We start from the raw sequence: 24,440 nt of genomic DNA on the forward strand, positions 1-24,440 counted from the left end.
CTAATTTTACTCATTTGGAGACAATCCGTGACGCTACCTTTTATTAAAAAAAATTTACTTGCTGGGTTAATCGCAACATCTTGCCTCAGCATACCTTTAGCAGCTAATGCAGGAGGAACGCCTGAAAAACCGAATGTTCTGCTGATAATAATGGACGATTTGGGTACGGGGCAGCTCGATTTTGTACTTGATAGTTTAGATGTTGAGGCATTATCTCAAAGACCAACACCGTCGCGTTATAACGGTGAGATAAATAAAATGGTAGAAGCTGCGCGTATTGCCATGCCAAATGTCAGTGAGATGGCAAAGGGTGGTGCAAAAATGACCAATGCATTTGTTGCCCATCCGGTTTGTGGTCCTTCAAGAGCGGGTATTTTTACAGGACGCTCTCCGGCAAGTTTTGGCACCTATAGCAATGACGATGCTATTTTAGGTATCCCTCAAGATATCAAGCTATTACCTTCTCTTTTTCAAGAAAATGGCTATGCAACGGCGAGCATTGGTAAATGGCACAACGCCAAAGTAATAAGAAAACCGAAAATTGATGCAAGTAAACAAACTCGTGACTATCACGACAATATGATTTCAACCCCAGAAGCAGGTTATGCCCCTTATGAACGCGGTTTTGATCATGATTTTAGCTACTATGCTTCAGGTGTTGCTTTATGGAATTCTCCCGCTTTTTGGCGTAATGGCGTTAATGTAGCTGCACCGGGTTATACCACGCACCTTCTTACAGATGAAACACTGACATTTATTGATGAACATAAAGATAAACCATTCTTTATTAATCTCTCGTATAGCGTTCCTCATATTCCTTTAGAGCAAGCATCTCCAGCTAAATATATGGAGAAGTTTGATACTGGCAATGTAGAAGCAGATAAATATTTTGCAGCATTAAATGCAGCTGATGAAGGTATAGGTCAAATCCTTGCTAAATTAAAAGAAAATGGTGAGCTAGAAAATACGCTTATTTTTTTCTTATCAGATAATGGTGCTGTTAATGAATCACCTATGCCAATGAATGCAATGGATAGAGGCTTTAAAGGACAAATGTTTAATGGCGGTGTCAGAGTACCTTTTATTGCTTATCGCCCTAATCATATTCCAGCAGGTACAAAAAGCGATGTAATGATTTCCGCGTTAGATATTTTACCGACTGCATTACAAAGTGCTGGTATTGCTATTCCTGACAATCTTAATGTTGAAGGCAGAGATATTATGCCGTTGCTAAAAGGCGAAACTACAACACCGCCTCATCAATATTTATTTTGGGCAGGTCCAGGAACAAAGCATTACAGTGAAGAAAATCAAGAATTTTGGCATGGTTATCATCAATGGATAACCTATCAACGCAAAACACCACCAACAAATCCTAATTTAGAAAAACTCTCCAAAGGCGCTTGGGCGGTTCGCGATGGTGAGTGGGCACTCTATTTTTATGATGATGGTAAAAATCAGCCACAGTTATTTAACGACAAAGCCAATCCCGATGAATCCGTTGATCTTGCCAAACAAAATCCACAAAAAGTACAGGAGTTAAAAAATGCCTATTATCAGTGGATAAAAGATAAACCAAAACCGGTTTTATGGGGTCAAGATCACTATCAAATATTAGTGGACTCGGCAAAACCTTAATACTCTATTTCCGTTTTGTTTCGCAAGGATGCGTCTTTTTTCTGAGATACGAAAATGGCTATTGAAATTGCGTCTTCGCCACGCCCAAAATTACCTTACGAACACCCTAACGTAAAAATTTATCAGCGTTTGTTTAAAGAAAATATTATTCGGCGATTAGTCAGAAAATCGGCTTATCGTCGCAATGATAAAACGATTGCTGATTGCTTTAATGATGATACTCAGTCTCTTTTTTCTTTATGTGAAAGGCTAACGCAATATGTCACCGAATCCTTTCATCACTATCAAGTATGGGGATATTCTCATGCCTATTATCCCGGCAGCCCAGGACAACAAACGGTAAGAACCGATGCGCTTGAAGGCGTTAGCCGTGTACTTCCCTTATTAGCGGCATGGGTTGTAAATAGTAAAAAAAGCACATTAACGGGGCTTAATCAGCAAGTCTTTAATTTACCATTAATTATTAAGCAGAGTTTTATTCATGGAACAGATCCCCTACATAAAGGTTATTGGGGAAAATTAGAAAACTATGACCAACGCATTTGTGAAGCATCTGATTTAGCGCTCACGCTATGGATGAGCCGCGAATGGGTTTGGAATACACTAAATCCAGCCATAAAACAGCAAATTATCACTTGGTTTGAACAAGTCAATCAATGTGAAATTGTTGATAACAATTGGCATTTTTTTCCTTTAACAGTGCAATTTGTTATCAAGGCACTTACAGGGAAAGATACTATTGCACACTGGCGTTATGAACGATTAAAAGCGTTCTATGTCGGTGATGGTTGGTTTCGTGATGGCGCCAAAGGAAACTATGATTACTACAATGCTTGGGGATTTTACTACTCTCTTTACTGGCTAAATCAAATTGATCCTGATTTTGAAACAGAGTTTATTACTCAATCACTTAATCATTTCAACCAACACTATTTGCATTTTATTACACCGACAGGTATCCCTTTTTTTGGTCGCAGTGCTTGCTATCGCCTTGCTGTTTCAGCGCCGCTACTTGCAGGTGTCGATTTACATTGTCCGTCAGTAAAGGTTGGTGAAGCTAAACGAGCCTTAGAAACAAGCTTACGTTATTTCATTTCGCAAGGCGCATTAAAAAACGGCTCACCTACACAAGGGCTTTTTGGGCATGATGCACGCCTTGTTGATAACTACAGTGGCCCTGCTAGTAGTTTTTGGTCATTACGTGCAGTGATTATTGCACTGTATTGCGCAGAGCGGATCCATCTTTGGCAAACACCAAGTTTACCTTTACCTATAGAAAAACAAGACTTTCGTTTCGAAATACCAGCAATTAAAGCTTACGTAGTTGGAACGAAAGCCACACAAGAAGTAAATGTTATTTTTTGCGAAGAATATACCCAACAACAGTCCCCCAAAAGCCGTTGTTTAGAGAAGCAAACATTCTCACAAAAAATCACTGAAATAGTTATTGGGCAGTCTAGAAGGCCCAAAAATAATCTATTGCGCAAAGGGATCACCAGTTACAGTTCTAAAATGTCACACTTTTTCTAGTTTCTTTCATTTGCTTTCAGTGCGAAGGGAATAAAAATGTGATTTAGATCTTTTACCTTTCCTTTGCTTTCGTTTATTATGATTCGTAATTAAACGAAAGATGAGAGGCAAACATGTATCTGGTTTCTACTCGTAATATGCTAAATAAAGCACAGCGTGGCGGTTATGCTGTACCTGCTTTTAATATTCATAATCTGGAAACCATTCAGGTTGTGATGGAAACAGCCGCTGAAATGGCATCCCCCGTCATTTTAGCGGGCACACCAAGTACGTTTGCTTATGCAGGTAGTGATTATTTAATCTCTATTTGCCAACAAGCCGCTGAGCACTACCGTATTCCAGTTGCTCTGCACTTAGATCACCATGAAGATATTCCTGATATCTGCAACAAAGTGATTTCAGGTGTGCGATCCGCGATGATTGATGCCTCTCATTTCCCATTTGAGGAAAATATTCGGATCGTCAAAGAAGTTGTCACATTCTGCCACCACTGGGATTGTACGGTAGAAGCTGAACTTGGTCGTCTAGGTGGACAAGAAGATGATTTAGTCGTTGATGCAAAAGACGCACTGTTTACTGATCCCGATTCTGCGGTTCAATTTATTAAAGCAACTGGCATTGACTCACTTGCCGTTGCAATAGGTACAGCGCATGGCATGTATAAACATGAACCTAAATTGGATTTTGATCGTTTAAACATTATTCGTCAAAGAACAGATATTCCATTAGTTCTTCATGGCGCATCGGGTATTCCTGATGCAGATGTTCGTCATTGTATTGATTTAGGTATTTGCAAAGTCAATGTTGCAACTGAACTAAAAATCGCCTTTTCCAATGCTATTAAGCAATATTTCTTAGATAATCCAGATGCCAGTGATCCTCGCCATTATCTTGTCCCCGGTAAAGCAGCAATGAAAGCCGTGGTTGCAGATAAAATTCGTGTCTGTAAAAGTGATGGGAAACTGTGAAAATAAATAGAACTGTCGCCATTATTGGTGAATGCATGATAGAACTTAGTGGGCAACCATTTCAGCCACAACAGCAACGCTTTGGTGGTGACACACTAAATACGGCACTCTATTTATCGCGATTAATACCGGCTCTCCATCCTGCTTATATCACAGGGCTGGGCACAGATAGCTATAGCAATCTAATGCAACAAGCTTGGCAAAAAGAGGGGATCAATTGCCAAGCAATTATTACTATTCCTGAAAAACGACCAGGCTTATACGCTATTGAAATCGATGCTCAAGGTGAACGCAGTTTTCATTATTGGCGTAACGATGCCGCAGCGCGTTATATCGCAACAGATAAACGCTTCTCTACACATCTTAGTAATTTACCTGACCACTCAGTTATCTATCTTAGCGGGATTTCTCTGGCGATTTTAACCCAAGCAGGGAAAGAAGCTTTACTTACACATTTATCTGAGCTTAAAAAACGAGGGATCACATTAATTGTTGATTCTAATTATCGAGCTCGTTTATGGGACTCTATTGAAGAGGCTCAAGTGTGGTTTGAAAAGCTATACCAATTGAGTGATATCGCACTGGTCACTGGTGATGATGAACAACTACTTTGGCAACAAGAATCGCTCTCAGAAAATGCGATAGCTCAACGGCTACATCAGCAAGGCAATCACAGTGTAATTGTAAAACTAGGCTCACGTGGGGCTTTTTGGTCTAAAGATGGCAGCTCTGGTTATAGCATCCCAAAACCTATTAGCAACGTGATTGACACAACCGCTGCTGGCGACTCTTTTAATGCCGCATTTATCGCTGCATGGTTACAAAAACAGAATTTATCTACTTGTTGTTTATGGGGAAATACCCTCGCGGGGCTCGTTATCCAACATCATGGTGCCATTATTCCTCATGCAGTCACCGATTCATTCCACTTACTTATCAAGGACAATTATGACACAGTCAATTGTTGATACTCTTTCATCTTTGAAAGTGATCCCCGTGATCCAAATTAATCGCGCTGAAGATGCAATTTGGCTGGGTGAAATTCTAACCCAAAATCAATTACCTGTTGCCGAAATTACCTTTCGTACTCCTGCGGCAGCTAAAGCTATTAAACTAATGCATGAGCACTTTCCTGAGCTTATTCTCTGTGCGGGTACGGTATTAACTGCACGACAAGCCGATATGGCAAAAGAAGCAGGCGCAAGCTTTGTTATTTCTCCTGGTTATAACCCAAGTACTGTCGATTATTGCCTTAATAATGGCATTGATATTGTGCCCGGAATTAACAATCCAAGCCAAATCGAGGTTGCTCTTGAAAGAGGTCTAACCTTACTTAAATTCTTCCCCGCAGAAGCGTCTGGTGGCGTAAAAATGCTTAAAGCATTGGCATCGCCTTATGCTCAAGTACAGTTTATGCCAACGGGGGGAATTAGCTTAAATAATGTCAGTGATTATCTTGCGATCCCGCAAGTTATTGCTTGTGGTGGCAGTTGGATTGCCAGCGCTGAATCTATTGATAAACAAGATAAGAAAACTATTGCTAATCATATTCAAAGCATTCATTCATTACTAAAAACAATTAAGGGATAAATGAGATGAAACAGGTTGCCGTTTTATTAGCTGATGGCTTTGAAGAAGGCGAAGCCGTTGTTTTTATTGATATCATGCGCCGTCTTGATATCCATGTTGATGTTCTTTCTTGTATGGATACAACCGTTCTAAATACCTATTTTGGCACTAAAATTAGTGCTGATTATTTATTAACAGAAAAGTACACACACAGTTATGACGCAATAATGATGCCGGGTGGTCCTAAAGGGACCGACCGCTTATGTGCAAATGAGCAAGTGATTGGCTTTATTAAACGCCATATTACTGAAGATAAATATATTTGTGCTCTCTGTTCTTCTGGTGCAAAAGTATTAGCGGCGCACCACCTGCTTGAAGGACGTAATTACAGTACTGGCGATAAACTGGCAGATAAATATGATGATGGTAATTATCTTGATCAAGACGTTGTAATTGATGGTAAATTTATTAGTGCAAAGGGCTTAGGTGTTAGCTTTGAATTTGCTTTTACTGTTGCACGCCATCTGTTAAGCGACAATACCGAAAAAGTAGATTGGCAAGCTAATCATATCTATTTTAAACATTGGCCGTTGTCTTATCTTGCCTAACCGTTTCTATCTTTATTAAGTAAAAAACAAATTAATCGATTAAAAAATAAAAAATGCCCTACTAAATAAGTAGGGCAAGCTTTAATAATATGTAACTTAGTCTATTAATGCTTAATGCTAGAAAAATCCCACTCTTTTAACGCACTAATCGCGCTTTCGTCTTGATATTTTGCCGCTAACTGTAAATTGTCATACGCTTTTTGCAGATCTTCTTGGCTCTTAGTACCAATCAAGCCTTCATAATACATATAAGCGAGTTTATATTTTGCTAATCCATGATGCACACCCTGAGTTAAATCAGTTTGCTCATAATATTGAGCCGCTTTAATATAATCTTTCTCAAGTTTTGCTTGACCTAAATACAACATATCTCCCGCAAGGTGAGCGGTATTACTATCACCTAATTGAGCACCTAAATCATAATAATAGAGTGCTTTTTTACCATCTTGCTTAATGTTGTGGTCTTTTCCCTCACGATATAATCGACCCAATGCATTATATCCCCAAGGGTTACCAGACTTACCCGCTAACTCATAAAAATAGAGCATTTTAGCGGTATCTTTAGGAATAACGTCATCTTTAGAATAAAAGTTTGCTAAAAAATAAGCCGATTTTCCATCACCAGCTTCAGCTGCTTTTGTTTCTTTTTCTATCATTTCACGATAGGGTTCAAATTTTAACGCTTGACGATAATCTTCTACTCGTTTTTCTATCTCATGTTTCTCATTTTCACTGAGTTCATTCATCAGCTTATTATCTGGTACTTTATCCTCTTGTAATAAAGCATAATAATAGGCCTCTTTAGCATCACCTTTCTCTAAATATGCTTTATAAAGCCCATCAAAACCCATTGATTGGTTATATTTTAACGACTCTTGATACCAATATATTGCTTTATCAAGTTCTGGTTCTGCCTTACAGACATTATATAAATAAGCATCACCTAGCATATTCATCAACACGCCAGCATGATAGTTTAATCCTGTTTTTGATTCGTCATTTTCTTGGCTTTTTTCTAGCCATTTAGATAAATATTGAGAAGCTTTTTCAATATCACTGTAGGCATTACATCTGTTTATTGGCACGGTAAACTCAAATAATCTACGTGTTGCCGTTAAACTTCCTCGCTCATCTGCGGTATATAAATAAGGTAATGCTTTATCAATTTCATTGACTGCATAATAATCAAACAAGCGAATAAGTGCTTCATTACGATTATTTGATTCGGTTTCTAATAGATTTAAATATTTTGGTATATCTTTTAAAATAATCGCTGTTCTATCTTTGTTAGATGTTCCTCTTCCATAGAGATCAGCCAACGCATCAAAGGCTAATAAAGATAATTGATTATCACTATCTCGTAACCCTTTTTCTAAATACTCAATAGCTAGTTTATAATTAGCTGAATCTATAGTTGTTTCTGGTTCAAATAAATAAATTTTAGCTAATTGAATTTCAGAATAGAGATCACCTTTTTTAGCACCTAAAATATACCATTGTCTCTTTTCTTTATCGTCTTCAGTAATATCAGTTAAACCCTTAATTGCGGCTAAATTACCTGTATTTAAACTTTTCTCATACCACAATTTTGCAGCAAAGAGTTTTCTATCATCACGATACTTATTCGCTACCGCTAAAATAGCATCAGTGTCCCCTTTTAGAGCAAGAGTCACTGTTGACTCATAAAACTGAATTTCTTTATTAAACTGATCTTTATTTGGATATTTTTTTAGCCAAATAATTGCTTCATTCCAATTCGGCTCAATAACCCATTTTTTGGCATTCTCATCATAAGAACCTGACATTAGCAACTTAGCATAAGCATAAATAGCATCTTTGTGTCCCTGTTCACTTGCCGCTTTTAAATAAATAAGCGCTTTAACTGCATCTTGCTTAACACCATTACCTGCTAAATAGGCATTACCTACCTGATATTGGGCAATAACACTTTCATTAGAGAGTTGTAAATTAAGATCAAACTCATCCATACGCCTTAAGTAGTAGTTATCACTCTCATTCATCTTAATAAAATAGGCTCTTGCTTTAGCTCTATTTGCTTCAACAAGTAAGCTACCTTGCAAATATTGTTCAGCTAAATCTCTTGTATATCTTCGATTACCTACATTAACCAGTTGCTCATAATACTTAAGTAATTTAGCTTTATTGGTTTTTATTAATTCATCTTTACTATAATAATCAATACTCTCTTCTAATGCTTCTTCGTAACCTGCATTTGCACTTTTTTCTAAATAAGATAACCATTTTTTATCATCTTGTTCTAATCCTAACCGTCCATATTTATAGGCTTGAGAGAATTTATAATAGGCTTGTGCATCACCATTTTCTGCGTCTTTAATAATATCATTACGTTCATTAATGCCTTTTTTAATTTCATCTAGACGCCATTTTAAGAAACTAAAATCAGGATCTTTTATCTGATTATAGTAATAAAGAGCCTTATCAAAATCAGGCTTAATATCATAGTTTCCTTTCTGGTAAATTTCCCCAAGATCATACAAGCATTGCGGCTCACCCGCATTGGCACATTTTTCATACCAGTTAATAATCTGATTAGGTTGAATACCTGTTAAATATCTAAACTTGTCTTTAAAGTACAGATTACCACCGATATAGTTGGTATTATTAAGATTTTCAATCACATATATTATTGCATCAGCATTATTTAAATTAGCCGAAGATAAAATATAATCATAATAAGATTTCAGTTTTTCATCTTTAACCGAATCAATATCTTTTATTCTGTTTATATTTGCTATCGCATATTCATAAGCAATAATAGGATCTTTATCTAACAATGAATCAACTAATTTTTGTGCCTCACTATTATTCTCACTTAGTGCAAAATAGACCCAATATTTTTTCGCCTCATCATTATCAGCGCCATATTTGAATAATATTGATTTAACATCTTCTTTTTCTTGTTTAGTCAAAGAGTTATAGTATCTCTCTTTAGATAAGATATTAACAATAACATTAATTGCTTCAAGCTTTTGATCTTCTTTATATTGAACAATGGCTTTTGCATAATGAGCCAGAGAATTATACGACTCTTCATTAGCTTTTAGATAGATATCAAATGCTTCACTCTTATTTTTCTCAGCATTTTCTTTTAGTAATTCATCGGCATAGTAATATGCAAAACGGTAATCATTTTGATTTTCTATATCATTTTTAATAAATGACATAATCTCTTTTTTATCAATATACTTATTAATATCATAACGATAATATAGAACAATAAGATTTTTATGATATGACTTTCTAATATCATCCTTATTTATTAATTCTTTATATAAGGTTACTGCTTTTTCTAAATCTTGTTTAGTGCCTAAACCATAGCCATACTTATATGCAAGCTCACTTTTATTATAGTCATTTGTTGATAACTCACTTGCTTTTAAATTTAATTCAAAGGATTTATTTAAATCATAAAGCGCACTATCGCTATTCTCACTATAGACCAGACTTGCTAACATTAATGCTTTAGCATCATTAGAATAGTTTTCTAATAAATATCCTGTATATTTTTCAAGTAATTTATCTAACTCTTCATCTTTTTCATCATAATAACGTCTTAATCCATTATTAATAATCCCAAATAACGCCTCTTTATGTTTTAAATCAGCCGCTATTGTTAAATACTTATCAGCTAATTCCATATCATAATCAAGTTTTTCATCAAGATAGGTATTCGAATATATCTGATAAAGACGATAGACAGCATCAGGATAATTTTGTTTCGCAGCTTCAAGCAGATAATCGGTATTCTTTTTTGTTGTTATATAATGCAAATAGAGTGCTTTAGGATCTTTTTTATCAATCAGAGGTTGAAGATAAGAGAGTGCTTTTACCTCACTTTTTTTAACACCATCACCCGTGGTATATTTTTCAAATAGTGCATAAATCGCATTCTCATTACCTTTATTAGCCAGAAGGACAAGATTATCAATAATTTTTTGCTTTTCTTCTTCGGTTTGATAACCATAAAAAGAGAGTGCGGTTGGTTCTAAACTTGACATCACATCAAACATATTAGAAAAGTACTTAATGCTAAGCATTTTGTATTTTTCTGCCAGAAAATCATCTTTTTCAACACCTTTTCCGCCATCTTGATAAATACTCGCCAATAAGAGTGCTGGGAAAGGAAATTCGGGTGTTAATAGCTTTTCAGATATCTCAATTGCTTTTTTAGCATCATCCTCATGCTTATAAGCAATAGCAGCAAGCGCTAATTTAGCAATTTTTGAATTTTGTTCCGCGGCTTGAGTAAATAAGGCTTTTGATTTTGGTATGTTGATTTCAACTTTATTATCATCCCCCTCGAAATACTTTTCACCTAGAAGAACTTGAGCGTTAACAAGACCTAACTCTGCCGCTTTATTAAGTGAAACCAATCCATGTAAATCTTCCGGCGTGTCTTTTAACTTATCGTGATAACGAAAATAACCTAAATTATACAATGCATTTCGGTTACCACTGTTTGCCGATTTAACTAACCAATATTCTGCTTTTGATTTATCAGCAATGGTATTTTCCCCATCCCAATAGATCATTGCCAAGCTAAACGCAGCTTGAGCATTATCATCTGCTTTTGATAAAAAATAGTCATGAGCTTTTTGATACTCTCCTTGCTCATAAAAATCGTATCCTTTTTGAATATTATTCATAGAATTAAATGAACTATTTTTAATAAAAAACACACCAGCAGAAATTAGAATAATTATAAAAAAAACAAGCCAAAGTTTAATTTTTCTAGTCATAACATCCCTTTGAAATCGTTTATAATAAATAAATTGCCTTTGTTAAGTAATAATACCTAATCAGTATTCAAGGTTACCAATGAAAATACTACCAGTTCTTTCTTAAACAACAGTTTTACGATATTCAACTATCTTATTATTTTTATATTACTCAAAAAAGTGAACAAAATAGTATCAACAACCTGTTTTAAATGAAAGTCACGGTTAGTTTGATTAATCTTATAATCGCACTATTAATACTTATTTTGTGCAGTAAATTCCACTTTTACTCATCGTATTATGACAATGGAAGTAAAAACAAAAAATTTACTCCTCTTCCTTTTAGAGAAATAAATTTTTAATATGCTGAATAATAGAAAATGAAAAATTTAACTAAACAATATTTAACGATAAATAATCGTAAATCCCATCGTAGTTTGAATTTTTCCTTCCCGTATTTCTTCATCAACTTGGTAATAGCGCCCCGTAACTGAAAAAGTATAAATACCTCTTAATGCTTGATTACTATAACCAACTAGGTCCCATTGTGTATCGTCATCAACATAAGCATAGCTATCATTTCCTAACGGTTTCACCTTATTATCAATCAGTACTTGAACGCCAATTCCTTTCGCCGCATTTTGATCTTTTAAATTATTCATTAACACACCTTGGCGTCTTAATTCTTGACTCGCTGGTGTTATTTCTTCCGATTCAAAGATAGAGGCTCTGATATTGCGAATAAATAATGAATTATTACAATCAATGGTAATATCTACTTTTTTATGCCCATTATCACCATATGCTGTACTACCGATCCCTCTAAACTCACCTGAACCCACTTTTCCCAGATTTAATAGATGCTCTTTATTATTAAATTGATAACGACAAGACTCTTTCATATATTTAACAGCAACATTACTTGTCTTTTTCAATACTTGAGTAAACTCCCCCACTAACACTAAATTATTTTGGTTATCATATATTTGAAGTGAAGAGGGAAACGGTGTTGATACATTAATAGGATGATAATTTACCGCCCTATCATCTTCTATATTTTCATTTGTTCTTACCAGCGTAACCTTAATTGACATTGTAAATTCACTGCCAGAAAGACAAGGTATATCAATATTAGAAGCACCAAAACTACTAACAGGCACCCACGATTGAATTTTTGGGTTAGTATAATTACCACTAATTAACGCACCAATATCCAATCGATAACCGATACCAGGGAGATCAGATTTAATAATGGCATAACCATCTTTTTCACCCAATACAACGCCAATACCTTCTGGAGAAATAACACCTCGATAAGTTCCATTTTTATCGCAACGAAATCGAGGTGTTGATCTAGCCAAATGAAAATGAGGAATATATTCAGTTTCTATTAATTGCCCTGTTGTATCTCGTATTAGCTCACCAAATTGATATGTACCTGGCAATATTGCACCTATTGTAGCTTGTATATTTTTATTTCCTCGCCAAATAGGTGCCACATGACCCGTTGAATCCGTTACTGTGCTATATGAATACGAACTAAGACTAGTGAGTAGCAAAGAAAAAAAGAGAATTAGTTTAATTAAATAGTTTTTTTTCATTATTGAATTGCCTCTTCACAAGATACTTGTAGCGTTATTATTTTTTCATTATCACGATTATTTTTAATAATATTCTCTAAATTAACTATACAGATATCATCATCGCCATAATTAGTATAAATATAAATATTTTTTAGCTTATCATTGAGGTTTAAGAATATCTTTCCACCCTGACCAACAAACGTTAATGATTCATCATTATTACTATAAACTGTCGCGCCAAGAGGTAAGAAGTCGTTATCTTTATCTGTTACTTTTAATATTATTGGTGTGCCAATTTGGGTTTTTAAATTGACAAAAACAGCACTTCCTGATCGAGGAATTACCCTATTTTGGGATTCTTCTAACGTATAATTTTGCCCTAAGTTTCTAGTATCTACACCGACAAAATTTTTACGATAAGGTACTAAATTAGGCTGTATTGCATAACCAGAAGCATTCGTTTTATTATCTCCACCCAATACTTGTGCATCCTCAACACCATCTACTTTTACTATCGCAAAGGTATTACCCAATGTATTTGATAATAATATTCCATCTGAATGCACGACAATCGCGCCAGAGCCACTAAAGTTTAGAGTTTTAGAATCTTGATAATGACTATAGTCAACCGATAGATTAGCAATAGAGGTTCGATAACCAAGACTGGCTGAACCATGATCTATTTTTTCGCCTTCAGATCTATCTTGCCCAACAGAAACAGAATAGTCGATATCTTCCCCCAGACCACCATTAACACCAAGAGCAAAGTTATCCATTTTATTTGCAGATAAATAATTTGAAGTTAAATAGGCACTATAGTTATCTGAAAATAGAGGGATACTTGCTGATAATGAAAATAGCGTATCATTGGTGAAACGATTATTTATTTTTTGTAGTGACGTAATTAAACCAACACTATGGATATTAGTTGTATAGGTCGCTGTATATTGCTTGCTGGTATCATCAGCATTCCAGTAATTAGCTAATGAACCACTTAAGCTAATGCTTCCATAATCATAAGGAAGCCGTTGGCTCATAGATAATGTATATTGCGTTTTTAATTTATAATTATTGCTTTCGTCTTCAGTATCATAATGGTAATTGCCATTATTAATCTGCATTGCATTATATATGGGCAAGTAATTCTTAGTATCATACTGAATAGATGAGAGGTTAATGTAAGTATTTGTTTTTGAAAATGATTTACTGTAACTTAGCTTATATGATGTTCCTTCTACAGTTTTATTATCATTCACAAGTTTCGCCTTTGCACGAATAACTTCAGCATTAAAAGCACCTACATTTGTATTTACCGTTAATCCCAATCCATTAGATAAATAGTCTTTACTTGCCACACTGCCAAACGAGCCTGAAAGGGCATTATTAATGCCATAACGTAAAGAGGCATCTAAAATTGGTTTTCCAAATACACTATTTTTGTAACGTAATTTTCCGATGCCAATATCAAAATCGAATTGCCCTGGGCGAGTAAAAGATAAACCACTCTGAACAGGAACAATCATCGTTTGGACTTCACCATTTGATTCAATAATTTCAACAATTAAATCGCCAGAATAGTAGATGGGTAATAAGTCATTTATCTCAAAGGGACCCGCAGGAACAACGGTATTATAAATTTCACTTTTTGAGTTTGATAAATACACTTTTACTTGGGCTTGTGATTTTGCAATACCTTGGATTGTTGGTGCAAAGCCTGATTCTCGTATAGAAAGCATACTGTTATCATTGCGAAAACGAAGACCTCGCAATGAACTACCATTAGAAAAAATCGAACCCGAATAAAAATCACCAACTAATACTTTTCCTTTAACAGTATCAATATCTCGTTCAAGGTAGGTCATAATTGCAGTATATTCATTATCATAAAGCTGACTATCGTGACGAAGCCGCCATTTAAAGAAATTAAAACCAGAATTTAAATTTAAAGAATTAAAAGTATTATCTTTACCATCAACTCGTGAAGTATAACGATTGAAATAGTAATTACTGTATAAAACTGTTTCACCTTCATTCCAATTAATAGGATTATTTTCAGGTAAAATAATTCGTAGTAAGTCACGTTGAGGAATAGAAATAGAGAGTTGCTGTTGAGAGAAATTGAAATCAAAAGATGAATCAGGGATCAAGCTATTAAGAAAGATACATTGATCATCATTGTTTTTTTTCTGCTGCTCTAAATAAGACTTTTTTATTTCGTTAGAGAATTCGACTGAGTTGACCATGTCCTCAGATAAACAAATCTGTAATTGATCTGCTTTTTTCTCTAGTTTGACGAGGAAGTTTCCAATATCTTGACCATTAATATCAATATCTAAGCTATATAATCCAGCAGGATTATCACCATCATTAGTAAAAACCTTTAAATCAACAGAGCTACCTGTTGCATAACTTCTAATAAATGCGGGATCGAAATCATAATCTTCACTTTCTTCAGCTATAGCTATGCTAGAAAAAAACAAAAGAGTAATCAATATTAAAATAGCTTGTGATATAGCCTTTTTCATCTAAGATACCAGATGTTGCTAATTAATTATTTTTTGTGAGTTAGTACTCCCACCAGAATCATTAATATAACTAAATTGTATTTCTAATTTTTGATTAGGGAGAGTGTTTAATTGTTCTACTTTACTGCTCGTCGTTCCACTAAATGGTTCCATCATATAAAAATTGGGAGATACCAAATACTCTTTTTCTTGTATAATTATTTTTGCTTTATTTAGCGTTATATAAAAACCACTATTATTTTTGGCAAATAAATAAATTCCATCAGATTGTTTTTTTATTATCCATTCTATTTTATCAATCGCCATAGAAGCCTGTTTTTCAATTTCCACAGGTCGATAAAAAAATTTAAATTTGGATAAAACAGAAATTTGTAAGTTATTTTCTACCTCTTTACTCTTAGGTGGAATATCAAGAATATTTAATGTGAAAATTGTTTCTCGATCTCTGGCTAAAGCTTCTCCTGTATGAAGAACTCGCACAGTCTGAACATTGCTAGGTTTTATTTTAAATAATGGAGGAAGCACAATAAAAGGAACGTCTTCTATATCTGCCCTTGTCGTTTCTTTATCTACTCGCTTCTCTGAAAATCCTGTAGTCAACCATATCTGACTCAGTGCAGTTTTTTCTCCCGTATTTTCTATATTAATAGAAATTTCTTTATTTTCAGATGGATATATAAAACGAGTACCAGTAACGACGATACTTGCATAGGTAGGAATAGCAATACAAGAGATAAGTACAACAAAAAATTTTTTGATCATCGCAGATTTCATTTTATATGATAAATAGATAGGAATAAGTTAATTAATAATCAACTTATTCCTAAGAAAATATATAAATTAGGCTTACTTATAAATAACCTCAAAATCGACATTAGTTTCAACAAGACCTGGCTTAGATTCATCTAATGCATAATATTTGGCAAAATAGTTTAATTGAGCTTTATCACTAGTAATTTTGGTATAACTCACATTTTGACTTTCATGCTCTAAACCTAGTTGAATAAAAGAATCATCTTGATTATAGAGTGCAATATTTACATTTTCAGCAGTTGTTCCACCGATTCCCGCTGTATTTAATGTTTTTGTCGCTAAATCAATATTAGGACCTACAAAACTTAAACCAACATCGGTTATTGTTTCACTTGCATCACAATTAGAAAGTTCAATAGTAAAAGGTGTTGTTCCTGTTATATCACCGAGTGCTTTTAAAGATGTAGAACTTACTTTTGGTAATGAAACCTTTTTATCTTTGTCACCACTATCTACTGTACAGCTCTGTTTTACAACTTCACCAGTAAAAGTAATTTTACCATCAGCAGCCATTATATTAGTTGAAGCAGCAGTGAATAATAATGCAGTTATTAAACTTATTTTTCTCATGAGGTTATTTCCCATTCATTTAGTTCAAGAGAGATTGATTAAGATTAGAATAAATATTTTTGTATTAACTAACTCTAGCACAATAGAATTAATTTATTATTTAACTAAAAATCAACTTTAGACACAAAACAGAACAAAAAACCAAATAAGTTAAATTGATAAAATTATCAATCACAACAAAATAGATAAATAAAAATAAACGCCAAATAAATCAAATAATAAAATTTTTTATCCAAAATAGGAAATAATACTCTTAATTAGGACAGAATATTAATTCCAATATTAAAATAAAAGCTATAAAAATAGAATTTCATTTAATTTAATTAATCAAAAAAACGACTACACTTAAATTAAAAACCAACAAATAACATTACTAACTGATTTTTAAGGGTTTATAAATTAAAAATAACATCAGATTAATATTATCAATATAAAACAAGTAAAAACACTAATATACCAAAGAAGCAATTCATTAACGAAACTAAACCAACAACAAGTCAGAAAAAGAGCGATTACTCTTATTATGTTTAATTATATGCTTTAAAATATACTCATTATTTGAATAAAATAAATCTTTTTATGACATACCTTTAATGAAGTTAATTTTATTTTTTCTTCTCATTTAAATTATAAATAAAAATAATTAGCACTATTTTTAAATCAAAATGTGATTAAAAATCACTTAAAAACGCTTTTTAAGCGTAATTAAGCAATATAAAAAAGATAAAAATATGCATAAATACTTAGTTGTTATCAAATAAATTTTATTACTTTTTTCATATTAAAAATGGAACAATTTTAATTTTATTGATTCTGTTTTCCTTCCTTTCCACACTACGTTTTATTACTTATTTTTAATATAAGTATCACTCTCTTTAGCTATCTATCTCACTGTATTTCTATCAAATTATCTAACTGCATCAAAAAAATACGTAAAATTTAGTAACAAATAGTTATTGCAACATATAGTTATAAATTAATATAACTTCTAGGTGTATATACTCATGAAAACAATAACAAAAGATGAAACATCTAAAAACACAATAAAAGAAAAATAATAACAAAGAGAAAGTCTAATTATGACTATGTTTTTAGATTATAATCACTGAATAGATAATATCTATTAATGTATATTACATTTTATTTTTCGAGATGCCTCCTAAAAAAGTTAAGATAAATTGATTTATTCAGCTTTATTTAATATAAGAAGGAATGGCTTAAGTTAAATTTCTTGGGATGTACCAATTGTTCACTTGTATCACGCTCAAGAGCACTTTTATCCGTTTCAATATAAGGATTTTGTTATGTCGGATAGCTTTCAAAACGAAGTTCCTAAAGCTCGTGTAAATATCAAGCTCGATTTACATACTGGTGGTGCTCAGAAAAAAGTTGAGTTACCGCTAAAACTGCTAGCGATAGGTGATTACAGCAATGGGCAAGATAAACGTGTCCTTTCAGAAAGAGAAAAAGTAAACATTAATAAAAACAACTTTAATAATGTTCTTACTGAATTATCTCCATCGATCAATCTCACCGTAAAAAATACGTTAACTAAGGATGGCGCTGAAGAAAGCATTAACTTGTCATTTAAAGAGATGGCAGATTTTGAGCCAGAACAGGTCGCTCGCCAAATTCCTCAATTACGTGCAATGCTGGCAATGCGTAATCTCTTACGTGATTTGAAATCCAACCTACTCGATAACATTACTTTCCGCCGTGAACTAGAAAATATTCTAAAAGATCCCGCATTGAGTGATGAATTACGCGAAGAGTTAGCTCAGCTAGCGCCTAAAAAAGACTAATTGGATCTTTAAATTACAGGATTATGCTTATGTCAGTTAACAGCGAAAGTATTGCAAAAAATACCACTACCGTACTTGATGAAGCGGGAAACTCAGGTGTCTACGCCTCATTATTTGAAAAGATCAATCTCACTCCTGTCACCGAAATCAGTGATATAAACACTTTTCAAGACAATGGAGCACTTGCTGATGCAACGGCAGACGAACGCGTTACTGTTGCTGTTCAGGTTTTTCTAGACTGCCTGAAATCTTCAGGACAAAAAGTTGAACGTTTAGACAGAAACTTACTTGATCATCATATTGCTGATTTAGATAGACAAATTAGCGAACAACTTGATGAAGTTATGCATCATGAAAATTTTCAAAAAATAGAATCCGCATGGCGTGGATTAAAGTTTCTTGTTGATCGTACCGATTTTCGCCAAAACGTAAAAATAGAGTTACTTGATATTGCTAAGGATGATTTACGCCAAGACTTTGAAGATTGTCCAGAAACTATTCAAAGTGGTCTTTATCATCACACCTATATCGAAGAATATGACACCCCCGGTGGTGAACCTATTGCCGCGATTATCTCTAACTATGAATTTGATCGCAGCCCTCAAGATATTGCTCTACTGCGTAATATCGCGAAAATATCAGCCTCTGCCCATATGCCTTTTGTTGGCTCTGTTGGTCCTGCTTTTTTCGGTAAAGCGTCAATGGAAGAAGTTGCCGCGATTAAAGATATTAGTAACTATTTTGATCGTGCTGAATATATTAAATGGAAATCTTTCCGCGACTCTGATGATGCAAGATATATCGGCTTAACGATGCCTCGTGTCCTAGGTCGCTTGCCTTATGGACCAGATACCATCCCAGTGCGTAGTTTTAATTACGTAGAAGAAGTAAAAGGTCCTGATCATGAAAAATATCTATGGACTAACGCCACCTTCTCTTTTGCAGCCAATATGGTTAAAAGCTTTATCAACAATGGTTGGTGTGTGCAAATACGTGGTCCACAAGCCGGAGGCGCAGTAAAAGATCTTCCTATTCATCTTTATGATTTAGGTACTGGTAGCCAAGTTAAAATTCCATCTGAAGTGATGATCCCTGAAACAAGAGAATTTGAATTTGCTAATCTTGGTTTTATTCCTTTGTCTTACTATAAAAACCGCGACTACTCTTGTTTCTTCTCAGCTAATTCAGCACAAAAACCCGCTATTTATGATACCGCTGATGCAACGGCAAATAGCCGTATTAATGCGCGTTTACCTTATATCTTCCTGCTTTCGCGTATTGCTCATTACCTAAAATTAATTCAACGTGAAAATATTGGTACAACCAAAGATCGTCGTTTATTAGAACTTGAATTAAATAACTGGGTACGTGGGCTAGTTACCGAAATGACTGATCCTAGCGACGATTTACAAGCTTCACATCCACTTCGTGATGCAAAAGTCGTTGTTGAAGATATCGAAGATAATCCAGGTTTTTTCAGAGTGAAATTATATGCGGTTCCACACTTCCAAGTGGAAGGAATGGACGTTGATCTCTCGTTAGTATCACAAATGCCAAAAGCGAAAGCATAAGGTAAAGCAAGGATGAAAATATATCGCCCCTTATGGAATGAGGGGGCCTTTTTGGCTCCTCAACAATTCCAACAACAAGCCCGATGGGATAGTTATACTGTTAGTGTTATCGCCAATATGACCATTGCTTCCACATGGGGCGTTATTCGTGCTGAATTTGATGAAAGCGCCCTCGCCATATCCAGATTAAGTGCACAAAAACTTATTGTCCGTTTTCCTGATGGCACACTGATTGACACTACACTTGCCGATAACTTACCGCCAGTTAATGAACTTAGTCATTATTCTCAACTGCAAACTCTTGATATCGTTTTGGCATTACCATTATTACAAGCTAATGGTGGAAATTTAATGCAAGAAGGTCGTTCTGATAGACCTCAGCAGTTTTATCAAGAGTGGATGAAAGTACAAGATTTAGTAGGACAAGAACAAACTGATATTGCTGTTTTACGTCACGCGATTACCTTGCGTTATGCCCATGAAGAAAATAGCGCTTATATGACCTGCCCTGTTGCAAGATTAATTCGTAATACTCAAGGCGCATGGGAGATTGATAAACATTTTATTCCCCCTTTACTGAGCTGTGATGCAAGTACTGAATTAACTACGCTATTTTCTGAGTTTATGCATCGTTTAGTCGCCAAACGACGCCGATTAATGACGATGCGCAGAGAAAACAGTGAGCAAATGGCAGATTTTGCCGTTGCTGATGTCTCCCTTTTTTGGTTATTAAATGCCATTAACAGTGCAGAACCTGTATTAAACGAATTACTTTCATCAATGGGACGTCATCCTGAATTTCTTTATCGTGAATTAGTCCGTTTAGCAGGAGGCTTACTTACTTTTTCTCTCGACCATGAAAATAGAGATGTTCCTCTTTATCAGCATGTTTTTCCTGAAAAAGTATTTCCACCGCTATTTTCATTACTCAATACTTTGTTAGAAGCAAGCCTACCTTCACGAGTTATTACCATTGATTTAATAAAAGAAGGTCCTTTCTGGCGTGGCGAGTTACATGATAGTCGCTTACGTGAAGATGCTGATTTTTATCTTTCTGTTCGCTCTGCATTACCTGCACACTTACTGATAACTCAGTTCCCATTGTTATGTAAAGCTGGCAGTAATGATGATGTCGCAAGTGTTGTTAATGTTGCTTTAAACGGCATTCCTTTACAGCCATTAACTCATGTACCTGCTGCTATCCCTTTGCGATTAGAAAATCACTATTTTGCACTGGAATTAAATAACCCAGCAGGTCAAGCGATGCTCTCTTCGGGTCACTGTGCTTTCTATGTACCGGGAACATTAGGTGAAATTCAACTCGAACTTTTCGCGGTATTGCGCTCATGATAAATAAAACCAAAACATTAAATAACAACACAATAGATATGCTTTTTGCTGATACTTGGCTAATGGTATGTCAACTTCGTCAAGGTGCTGAAATATCTGATGGTAAAACGTTTTATCGTCGAGTCTGTGAGCATATTGATAAAACTCGCCAGCAATTAATTGAACAAAGCTATTCCACATTATCAATAGAAAACATGTTATATGCTCAATGCGCCTTAATCGATGAAAGTGTGATGAATCGTAATACACGAGATGACGGTTACTTACAGTGGATCCAATCGCCTCTACAAGCTAAATATTTCAATACCTTAGAAGCGGGTGACAAATTATGGGATAGATTGCGAGATCTGTTAAATGAACCATCGCCAAATCAAGATGTACTTATCTGTTTTCATCGCGTTATTACGCTCGGTTTTGTGGGGAAATATCGCCAAGTCAGTGCCCCTGAACGAGAACAAATTGTTGAACAACTAAATTCTCAGCTCCCCCCTTATGCCTTATCGAGTCAACTCCCCCTTGTAACCAAACCTAAATATCGAATCAGTCGTCGTCGCCTGTATTGGTTTGGCTGGATTGGTGGATTTTTATTACTCGCCGCGTTGTGGTGGGGGTTTTCAGCTTCATTAGAACATTTACTTCAACAATGGGTAATTCAGGGACAGTGATGCAAACAAATAGAATAAAGCTGTGTATCTCTTTCTTTTCAGCGGGTCTGTTTTTATGGCTGATATGGGGATTTTGGTCTTTTGGTCAGGAGATATCTCTTTTCCTTACTGTTTTTATTCTGGTTATTACACTTAGTTTATCTATTTGGTATTTTCGTCAACAAAAAAATAGTATTGCAAAAAAATCTTCTTTATCTGGTTTATTGCCGCCAGAAAGTTACCAAGAAGCTGTTATTATTGTTTGTGGTCAGTCTCAAGTTCTATTTCAGCAAGAGAATCAATATCGAGAAACCGCCAAAGGTTGGTATATCTGTGCTGAATCACCAACAAGCTTACTCAATATTATTCAGCAAATTGTGGAAAATGCGCCCTCTCAACTTTGCCGCTTATCACTTTTGTACAGTTTATTCCCTGAACAACTGACTCAGTTAGATGATTTTAATCGAGATATTTTAAACTGGCGTAAAGCTATTCATCATTGCCATAAAAAAGTAGGAAAAAACCTCCCTTTTTGGATCTCCCTTTATTTAAATTCTCCCATTAATAACCCTAAAACAACACTTAATAGTGCAGAAGAAACCACTTGGTTAACCTATTTAAGCCACCAGCAGGAACTACAAGTTATATCAAATAGTTTAACGGATCAGCCTCTATCAATTTGGCTCGCTAAATATGTTCATCATCAAGATAATCAACTAGCAATAACATTATGGTTAGACCAACTATTATTATGGATTAATGAAAGCGTTATTCCTCAATTTACTATTACTCAAACCGGAACATCTGCATTAATACCTATTGCTTGGGCATTACAATTTACTTCAGTACCTTCCATTCCTAATAATTGCTGGGCTCAATTTATTCAAAATAAAACAACATTAATCCCTGTTATTTATCAACCAGAAAATTTTGCAGAATTAAATCAAGCATTACCACTTCCTGATGTATTAATTAATAAGTTAAGCCATCAAGTTAATCTGCTTCAAATAGAGACTCTATTTGGCATTAGCGGAATACTTTGTGGCATTTTTCTTATAGGTGCATTACTGGGAAGTTATCACCATAACAAGCAGCTAATTTATGATATTGGTAATGATATTACTCTATTCAAACATATCTCTTCTGAAAATTTAGAACCTAAAAAAGTGGCTTACCAACAGCTATTATCCGATGCCACATCTCTTTCTCTTTGGCAACGCGAAGGTATTCCAGCCCGTTACTCATTAGCTCTATATCAAGGTAATCGTATTTTACCTTATTTACATGCGGTATTGAGTTCATGGGCGCCACCACAACCACCCGCTCCGATTATTGTACAAGAAGCGCCAGAAATGGTGACTTTAGATAGCCTTGCGCTATTTGCTAGTGGGCAATATGAACTAAAAACAGATGCCACCAAAGTGCTAGTAGATGCGCTTATCAATATTAAAGCCAAACCAGGATGGTTAATTGTCATTTCAGGTTACACCGATAACACGGGCAACACCGAACTTAACCAAAAGCTATCACTTAAACGTGCTGAATCAGTGCGTGATTGGATGATAAAAACCAGCGATATCGCACCATCTTGCTTTGCAGTGCGTGGCTACGGTCAATATCAGCCTGTTGCCGATAATTCAACGCTCGATGGACGCGCTCGCAATCGTCGAGTTGAAATTCGCCTAATACCACAAGCTGATGCTTGTCAGGTATTAGCTGATGACCTTACGCCACTGATGGATGGTGGCAATTAAACCTTATAAAGGAGATCTAACCATGGCTATTCCTGTATACCTCTGGCTAAAAGATGACGGTAATGCGGATATCAAAGGCTCTGTAAATGTTCAGGATCGTGAAGGGAGTATCGAAGTCGTCGCTCAAGATCACAACTTATACATTCCTACAGACAACAATACTGGCAAATTAACGGGTACTCGTATCCATACGCCATTTGTTTTCGTCAAAGAGATCGATGCTTCAAGCCCTTATTTATACAAAGCAGTTACTACAGGACAAACCTTGAAAAAGGCAGAGTTTAAGTGGTATCGCATTGATGATGCAGGTCAAGAAGTAGAGTACTTCAATACAACGCTTGAAAACGTCAAAGTCGTAAAAGTGGCTCCTAAGATGCATAACATCAAAGATCCAACCAAAGAGAAACACAATCACCTCGAAGAGATTGAATTGCGTTACGAAAAAATCACTTGGACATATAAAGACGGAAATATCATTCATTCAGATTCATGGAATGAACGCGCTACTGCGTAGTACTAAAACAAACAGGCGGTTAACCGCCTGTTTTAGCAACGCTTTTATTAAAATGCCATTACCTATTTACACTCTAAGTAATCAAGGTGTAGCTAGGCGACAACGTAAAGCACGACAAGTAAATACTCTAAATAATCAAGACCTAGCCAAGCAACAACTTAAAGTACAACAAGTAAATACTCTAAATAATTCAAGGTGTAGCTAGGCGACAAATGAATGAGTCGCTAGGAGCATACATAAG

At 35.0% G+C, this 24,440-nt stretch carries 17 protein-coding genes; 12 read left to right on the forward strand and 5 right to left on the reverse strand.

Annotated features, from left to right (window positions below; translation table 11 throughout):
* Window positions 1-27 precede the first annotated feature (27 nt).
* The 6 genes from ABN099_RS18105 (at window position 28) to ABN099_RS18130 (ending at window position 6,313) form a co-directional block, all read left to right on the forward strand.
* A complete protein-coding gene (locus tag ABN099_RS18105) occupies window positions 28-1,638 on the forward strand; it encodes a sulfatase family protein (RefSeq protein ID WP_349465792.1) in 1,611 nt (536 codons plus the stop codon).
* 54 nt (window positions 1,639-1,692) lie between these two features.
* Window positions 1,693-3,168, forward strand: coding sequence for a DUF2264 domain-containing protein (locus ABN099_RS18110; protein WP_349465794.1), 1,476 nt, complete (start codon window positions 1,693-1,695; stop codon window positions 3,166-3,168).
* Window positions 3,169-3,281: 113 nt separating this feature from the next.
* Entirely contained in the window at window positions 3,282-4,136 is an 855-nt protein-coding gene (locus ABN099_RS18115; protein ID WP_349465796.1) for a tagatose bisphosphate family class II aldolase, read from the forward strand.
* Entirely contained in the window at window positions 4,133-5,104 is a 972-nt protein-coding gene (locus tag ABN099_RS18120) for a sugar kinase (protein WP_349465798.1), read from the forward strand. Before ABN099_RS18115 ends, ABN099_RS18120 begins: the two co-directional genes overlap by 4 nt.
* The gene (locus ABN099_RS18125) at window positions 5,085-5,726 is read left to right on the forward strand and encodes a bifunctional 4-hydroxy-2-oxoglutarate aldolase/2-dehydro-3-deoxy-phosphogluconate aldolase (protein WP_349465800.1); all 642 of its coding nucleotides are present in this window, start codon (window positions 5,085-5,087) and stop codon (window positions 5,724-5,726) included. The genes ABN099_RS18120 and ABN099_RS18125 overlap by 20 nt, the downstream gene beginning before the upstream one ends.
* A gap of 5 nt (window positions 5,727-5,731) precedes the next feature.
* Window positions 5,732-6,313 carry a DJ-1/PfpI family protein gene (locus ABN099_RS18130; RefSeq protein ID WP_349465802.1) on the forward strand — a complete coding sequence of 194 codons (582 nt, stop codon included), beginning with the start codon at window positions 5,732-5,734 and terminating at the stop codon, window positions 6,311-6,313.
* A gap of 104 nt (window positions 6,314-6,417) precedes the next feature.
* Here ABN099_RS18130 and ABN099_RS18135 read toward each other — a convergent pair whose 3' ends face one another.
* The 5 genes from ABN099_RS18135 to ABN099_RS18155 form a co-directional block, all read right to left on the reverse strand.
* Window positions 6,418-11,001, reverse strand: coding sequence for a tetratricopeptide repeat protein (locus ABN099_RS18135; RefSeq protein ID WP_349465804.1), 4,584 nt, complete (start codon window positions 10,999-11,001; stop codon window positions 6,418-6,420).
* A gap of 476 nt (window positions 11,002-11,477) precedes the next feature.
* Window positions 11,478-12,674: a fimbrial protein gene (locus tag ABN099_RS18140; protein WP_349465806.1), complete on the reverse strand. Its 1,197-nt coding sequence runs from the start codon at window positions 12,672-12,674 to the stop codon at window positions 11,478-11,480.
* Window positions 12,674-15,181: a fimbria/pilus outer membrane usher protein gene (locus ABN099_RS18145; protein WP_349465808.1), complete on the reverse strand. Its 2,508-nt coding sequence runs from the start codon at window positions 15,179-15,181 to the stop codon at window positions 12,674-12,676. The genes ABN099_RS18140 and ABN099_RS18145 overlap by 1 nt, the downstream gene beginning before the upstream one ends.
* 18 nt (window positions 15,182-15,199) lie before the next feature.
* Window positions 15,200-15,943, reverse strand: coding sequence for a fimbrial biogenesis chaperone (locus tag ABN099_RS18150; protein ID WP_349465810.1), 744 nt, complete (start codon window positions 15,941-15,943; stop codon window positions 15,200-15,202).
* Window positions 15,944-16,027: 84 nt separating this feature from the next.
* Window positions 16,028-16,564, reverse strand: a complete 537-nt coding sequence (locus ABN099_RS18155; protein WP_349465812.1) for a fimbrial protein — start codon at window positions 16,562-16,564, stop codon at window positions 16,028-16,030.
* Window positions 16,565-17,868: 1,304 nt separating this feature from the next.
* Between ABN099_RS18155 and tssB the strand changes: the two genes are divergently transcribed.
* From tssB to ABN099_RS18185, 6 genes are read left to right on the forward strand one after another with little or no spacing between them, the layout of a single operon-like run.
* Window positions 17,869-18,366, forward strand: a complete 498-nt coding sequence (tssB, locus tag ABN099_RS18160; RefSeq protein WP_349465814.1) for a type VI secretion system contractile sheath small subunit — start codon at window positions 17,869-17,871, stop codon at window positions 18,364-18,366.
* A 23-nt stretch (window positions 18,367-18,389) separates the two neighbouring features.
* Window positions 18,390-19,937: a type VI secretion system contractile sheath large subunit gene (gene tssC / locus ABN099_RS18165; RefSeq protein ID WP_349465816.1), complete on the forward strand. Its 1,548-nt coding sequence runs from the start codon at window positions 18,390-18,392 to the stop codon at window positions 19,935-19,937.
* Window positions 19,938-19,949: 12 nt separating this feature from the next.
* A complete protein-coding gene (tssK, locus tag ABN099_RS18170) occupies window positions 19,950-21,287 on the forward strand; it encodes a type VI secretion system baseplate subunit TssK (RefSeq protein ID WP_349465818.1) in 1,338 nt (445 codons plus the stop codon).
* On the forward strand, window positions 21,284-21,952 hold the full coding sequence (gene tssL / locus ABN099_RS18175) for a type VI secretion system protein TssL, short form (protein WP_349465820.1): 669 nt from the start codon (window positions 21,284-21,286) through the stop codon (window positions 21,950-21,952). The genes tssK and tssL overlap by 4 nt, the downstream gene beginning before the upstream one ends.
* Window positions 21,952-23,685, forward strand: coding sequence for an OmpA family protein (locus ABN099_RS18180; RefSeq protein ID WP_349465822.1), 1,734 nt, complete (start codon window positions 21,952-21,954; stop codon window positions 23,683-23,685). Before tssL ends, ABN099_RS18180 begins: the two co-directional genes overlap by 1 nt.
* Before the next feature lie 22 nt (window positions 23,686-23,707).
* On the forward strand, window positions 23,708-24,199 hold the full coding sequence (locus ABN099_RS18185) for an Hcp family type VI secretion system effector (RefSeq protein WP_349465824.1): 492 nt from the start codon (window positions 23,708-23,710) through the stop codon (window positions 24,197-24,199).
* The last annotated feature ends 241 nt before the right edge of the window (window positions 24,200-24,440 follow it).

This window comes from Proteus hauseri (genome assembly GCF_040139125.1).
Lineage (GTDB): Bacteria > Pseudomonadota > Gammaproteobacteria > Enterobacterales > Enterobacteriaceae > Proteus > Proteus hauseri_B.

Bases quoted from the DNA above. Each gene is read 5' to 3' on its own strand.
- tssK (WP_349465818.1), top strand. From the start codon at position 19,950: ATGAAAATATATCGCCCCTTATGGAATGAGGGGGCCTTTTTGGCTCCT.
- ABN099_RS18140 (WP_349465806.1), bottom strand. From the start codon at position 12,674: ATGAAAAAAAACTATTTAATTAAACTAATTCTCTTTTTTTCTTTGCTA.
- tssB (WP_349465814.1), top strand. From the start codon at position 17,869: ATGTCGGATAGCTTTCAAAACGAAGTTCCTAAAGCTCGTGTAAATATC.
- ABN099_RS18145 (WP_349465808.1), bottom strand. From the start codon at position 15,181: ATGAAAAAGGCTATATCACAAGCTATTTTAATATTGATTACTCTTTTG.
- ABN099_RS18185 (WP_349465824.1), top strand. From the start codon at position 23,708: ATGGCTATTCCTGTATACCTCTGGCTAAAAGATGACGGTAATGCGGAT.
- ABN099_RS18180 (WP_349465822.1), top strand. From the start codon at position 21,952: ATGCAAACAAATAGAATAAAGCTGTGTATCTCTTTCTTTTCAGCGGGT.
- ABN099_RS18115 (WP_349465796.1), top strand. From the start codon at position 3,282: ATGTATCTGGTTTCTACTCGTAATATGCTAAATAAAGCACAGCGTGGC.
- ABN099_RS18155 (WP_349465812.1), bottom strand. From the start codon at position 16,564: ATGAGAAAAATAAGTTTAATAACTGCATTATTATTCACTGCTGCTTCA.
- tssC (WP_349465816.1), top strand. From the start codon at position 18,390: ATGCTTATGTCAGTTAACAGCGAAAGTATTGCAAAAAATACCACTACC.
- ABN099_RS18135 (WP_349465804.1), bottom strand. From the start codon at position 11,001: ATGAATAATATTCAAAAAGGATACGATTTTTATGAGCAAGGAGAGTAT.
- ABN099_RS18130 (WP_349465802.1), top strand. From the start codon at position 5,732: ATGAAACAGGTTGCCGTTTTATTAGCTGATGGCTTTGAAGAAGGCGAA.
- ABN099_RS18110 (WP_349465794.1), top strand. From the start codon at position 1,693: ATGGCTATTGAAATTGCGTCTTCGCCACGCCCAAAATTACCTTACGAA.
- ABN099_RS18150 (WP_349465810.1), bottom strand. From the start codon at position 15,943: ATGATCAAAAAATTTTTTGTTGTACTTATCTCTTGTATTGCTATTCCT.
- tssL (WP_349465820.1), top strand. From the start codon at position 21,284: ATGATAAATAAAACCAAAACATTAAATAACAACACAATAGATATGCTT.
- ABN099_RS18125 (WP_349465800.1), top strand. From the start codon at position 5,085: ATGACACAGTCAATTGTTGATACTCTTTCATCTTTGAAAGTGATCCCC.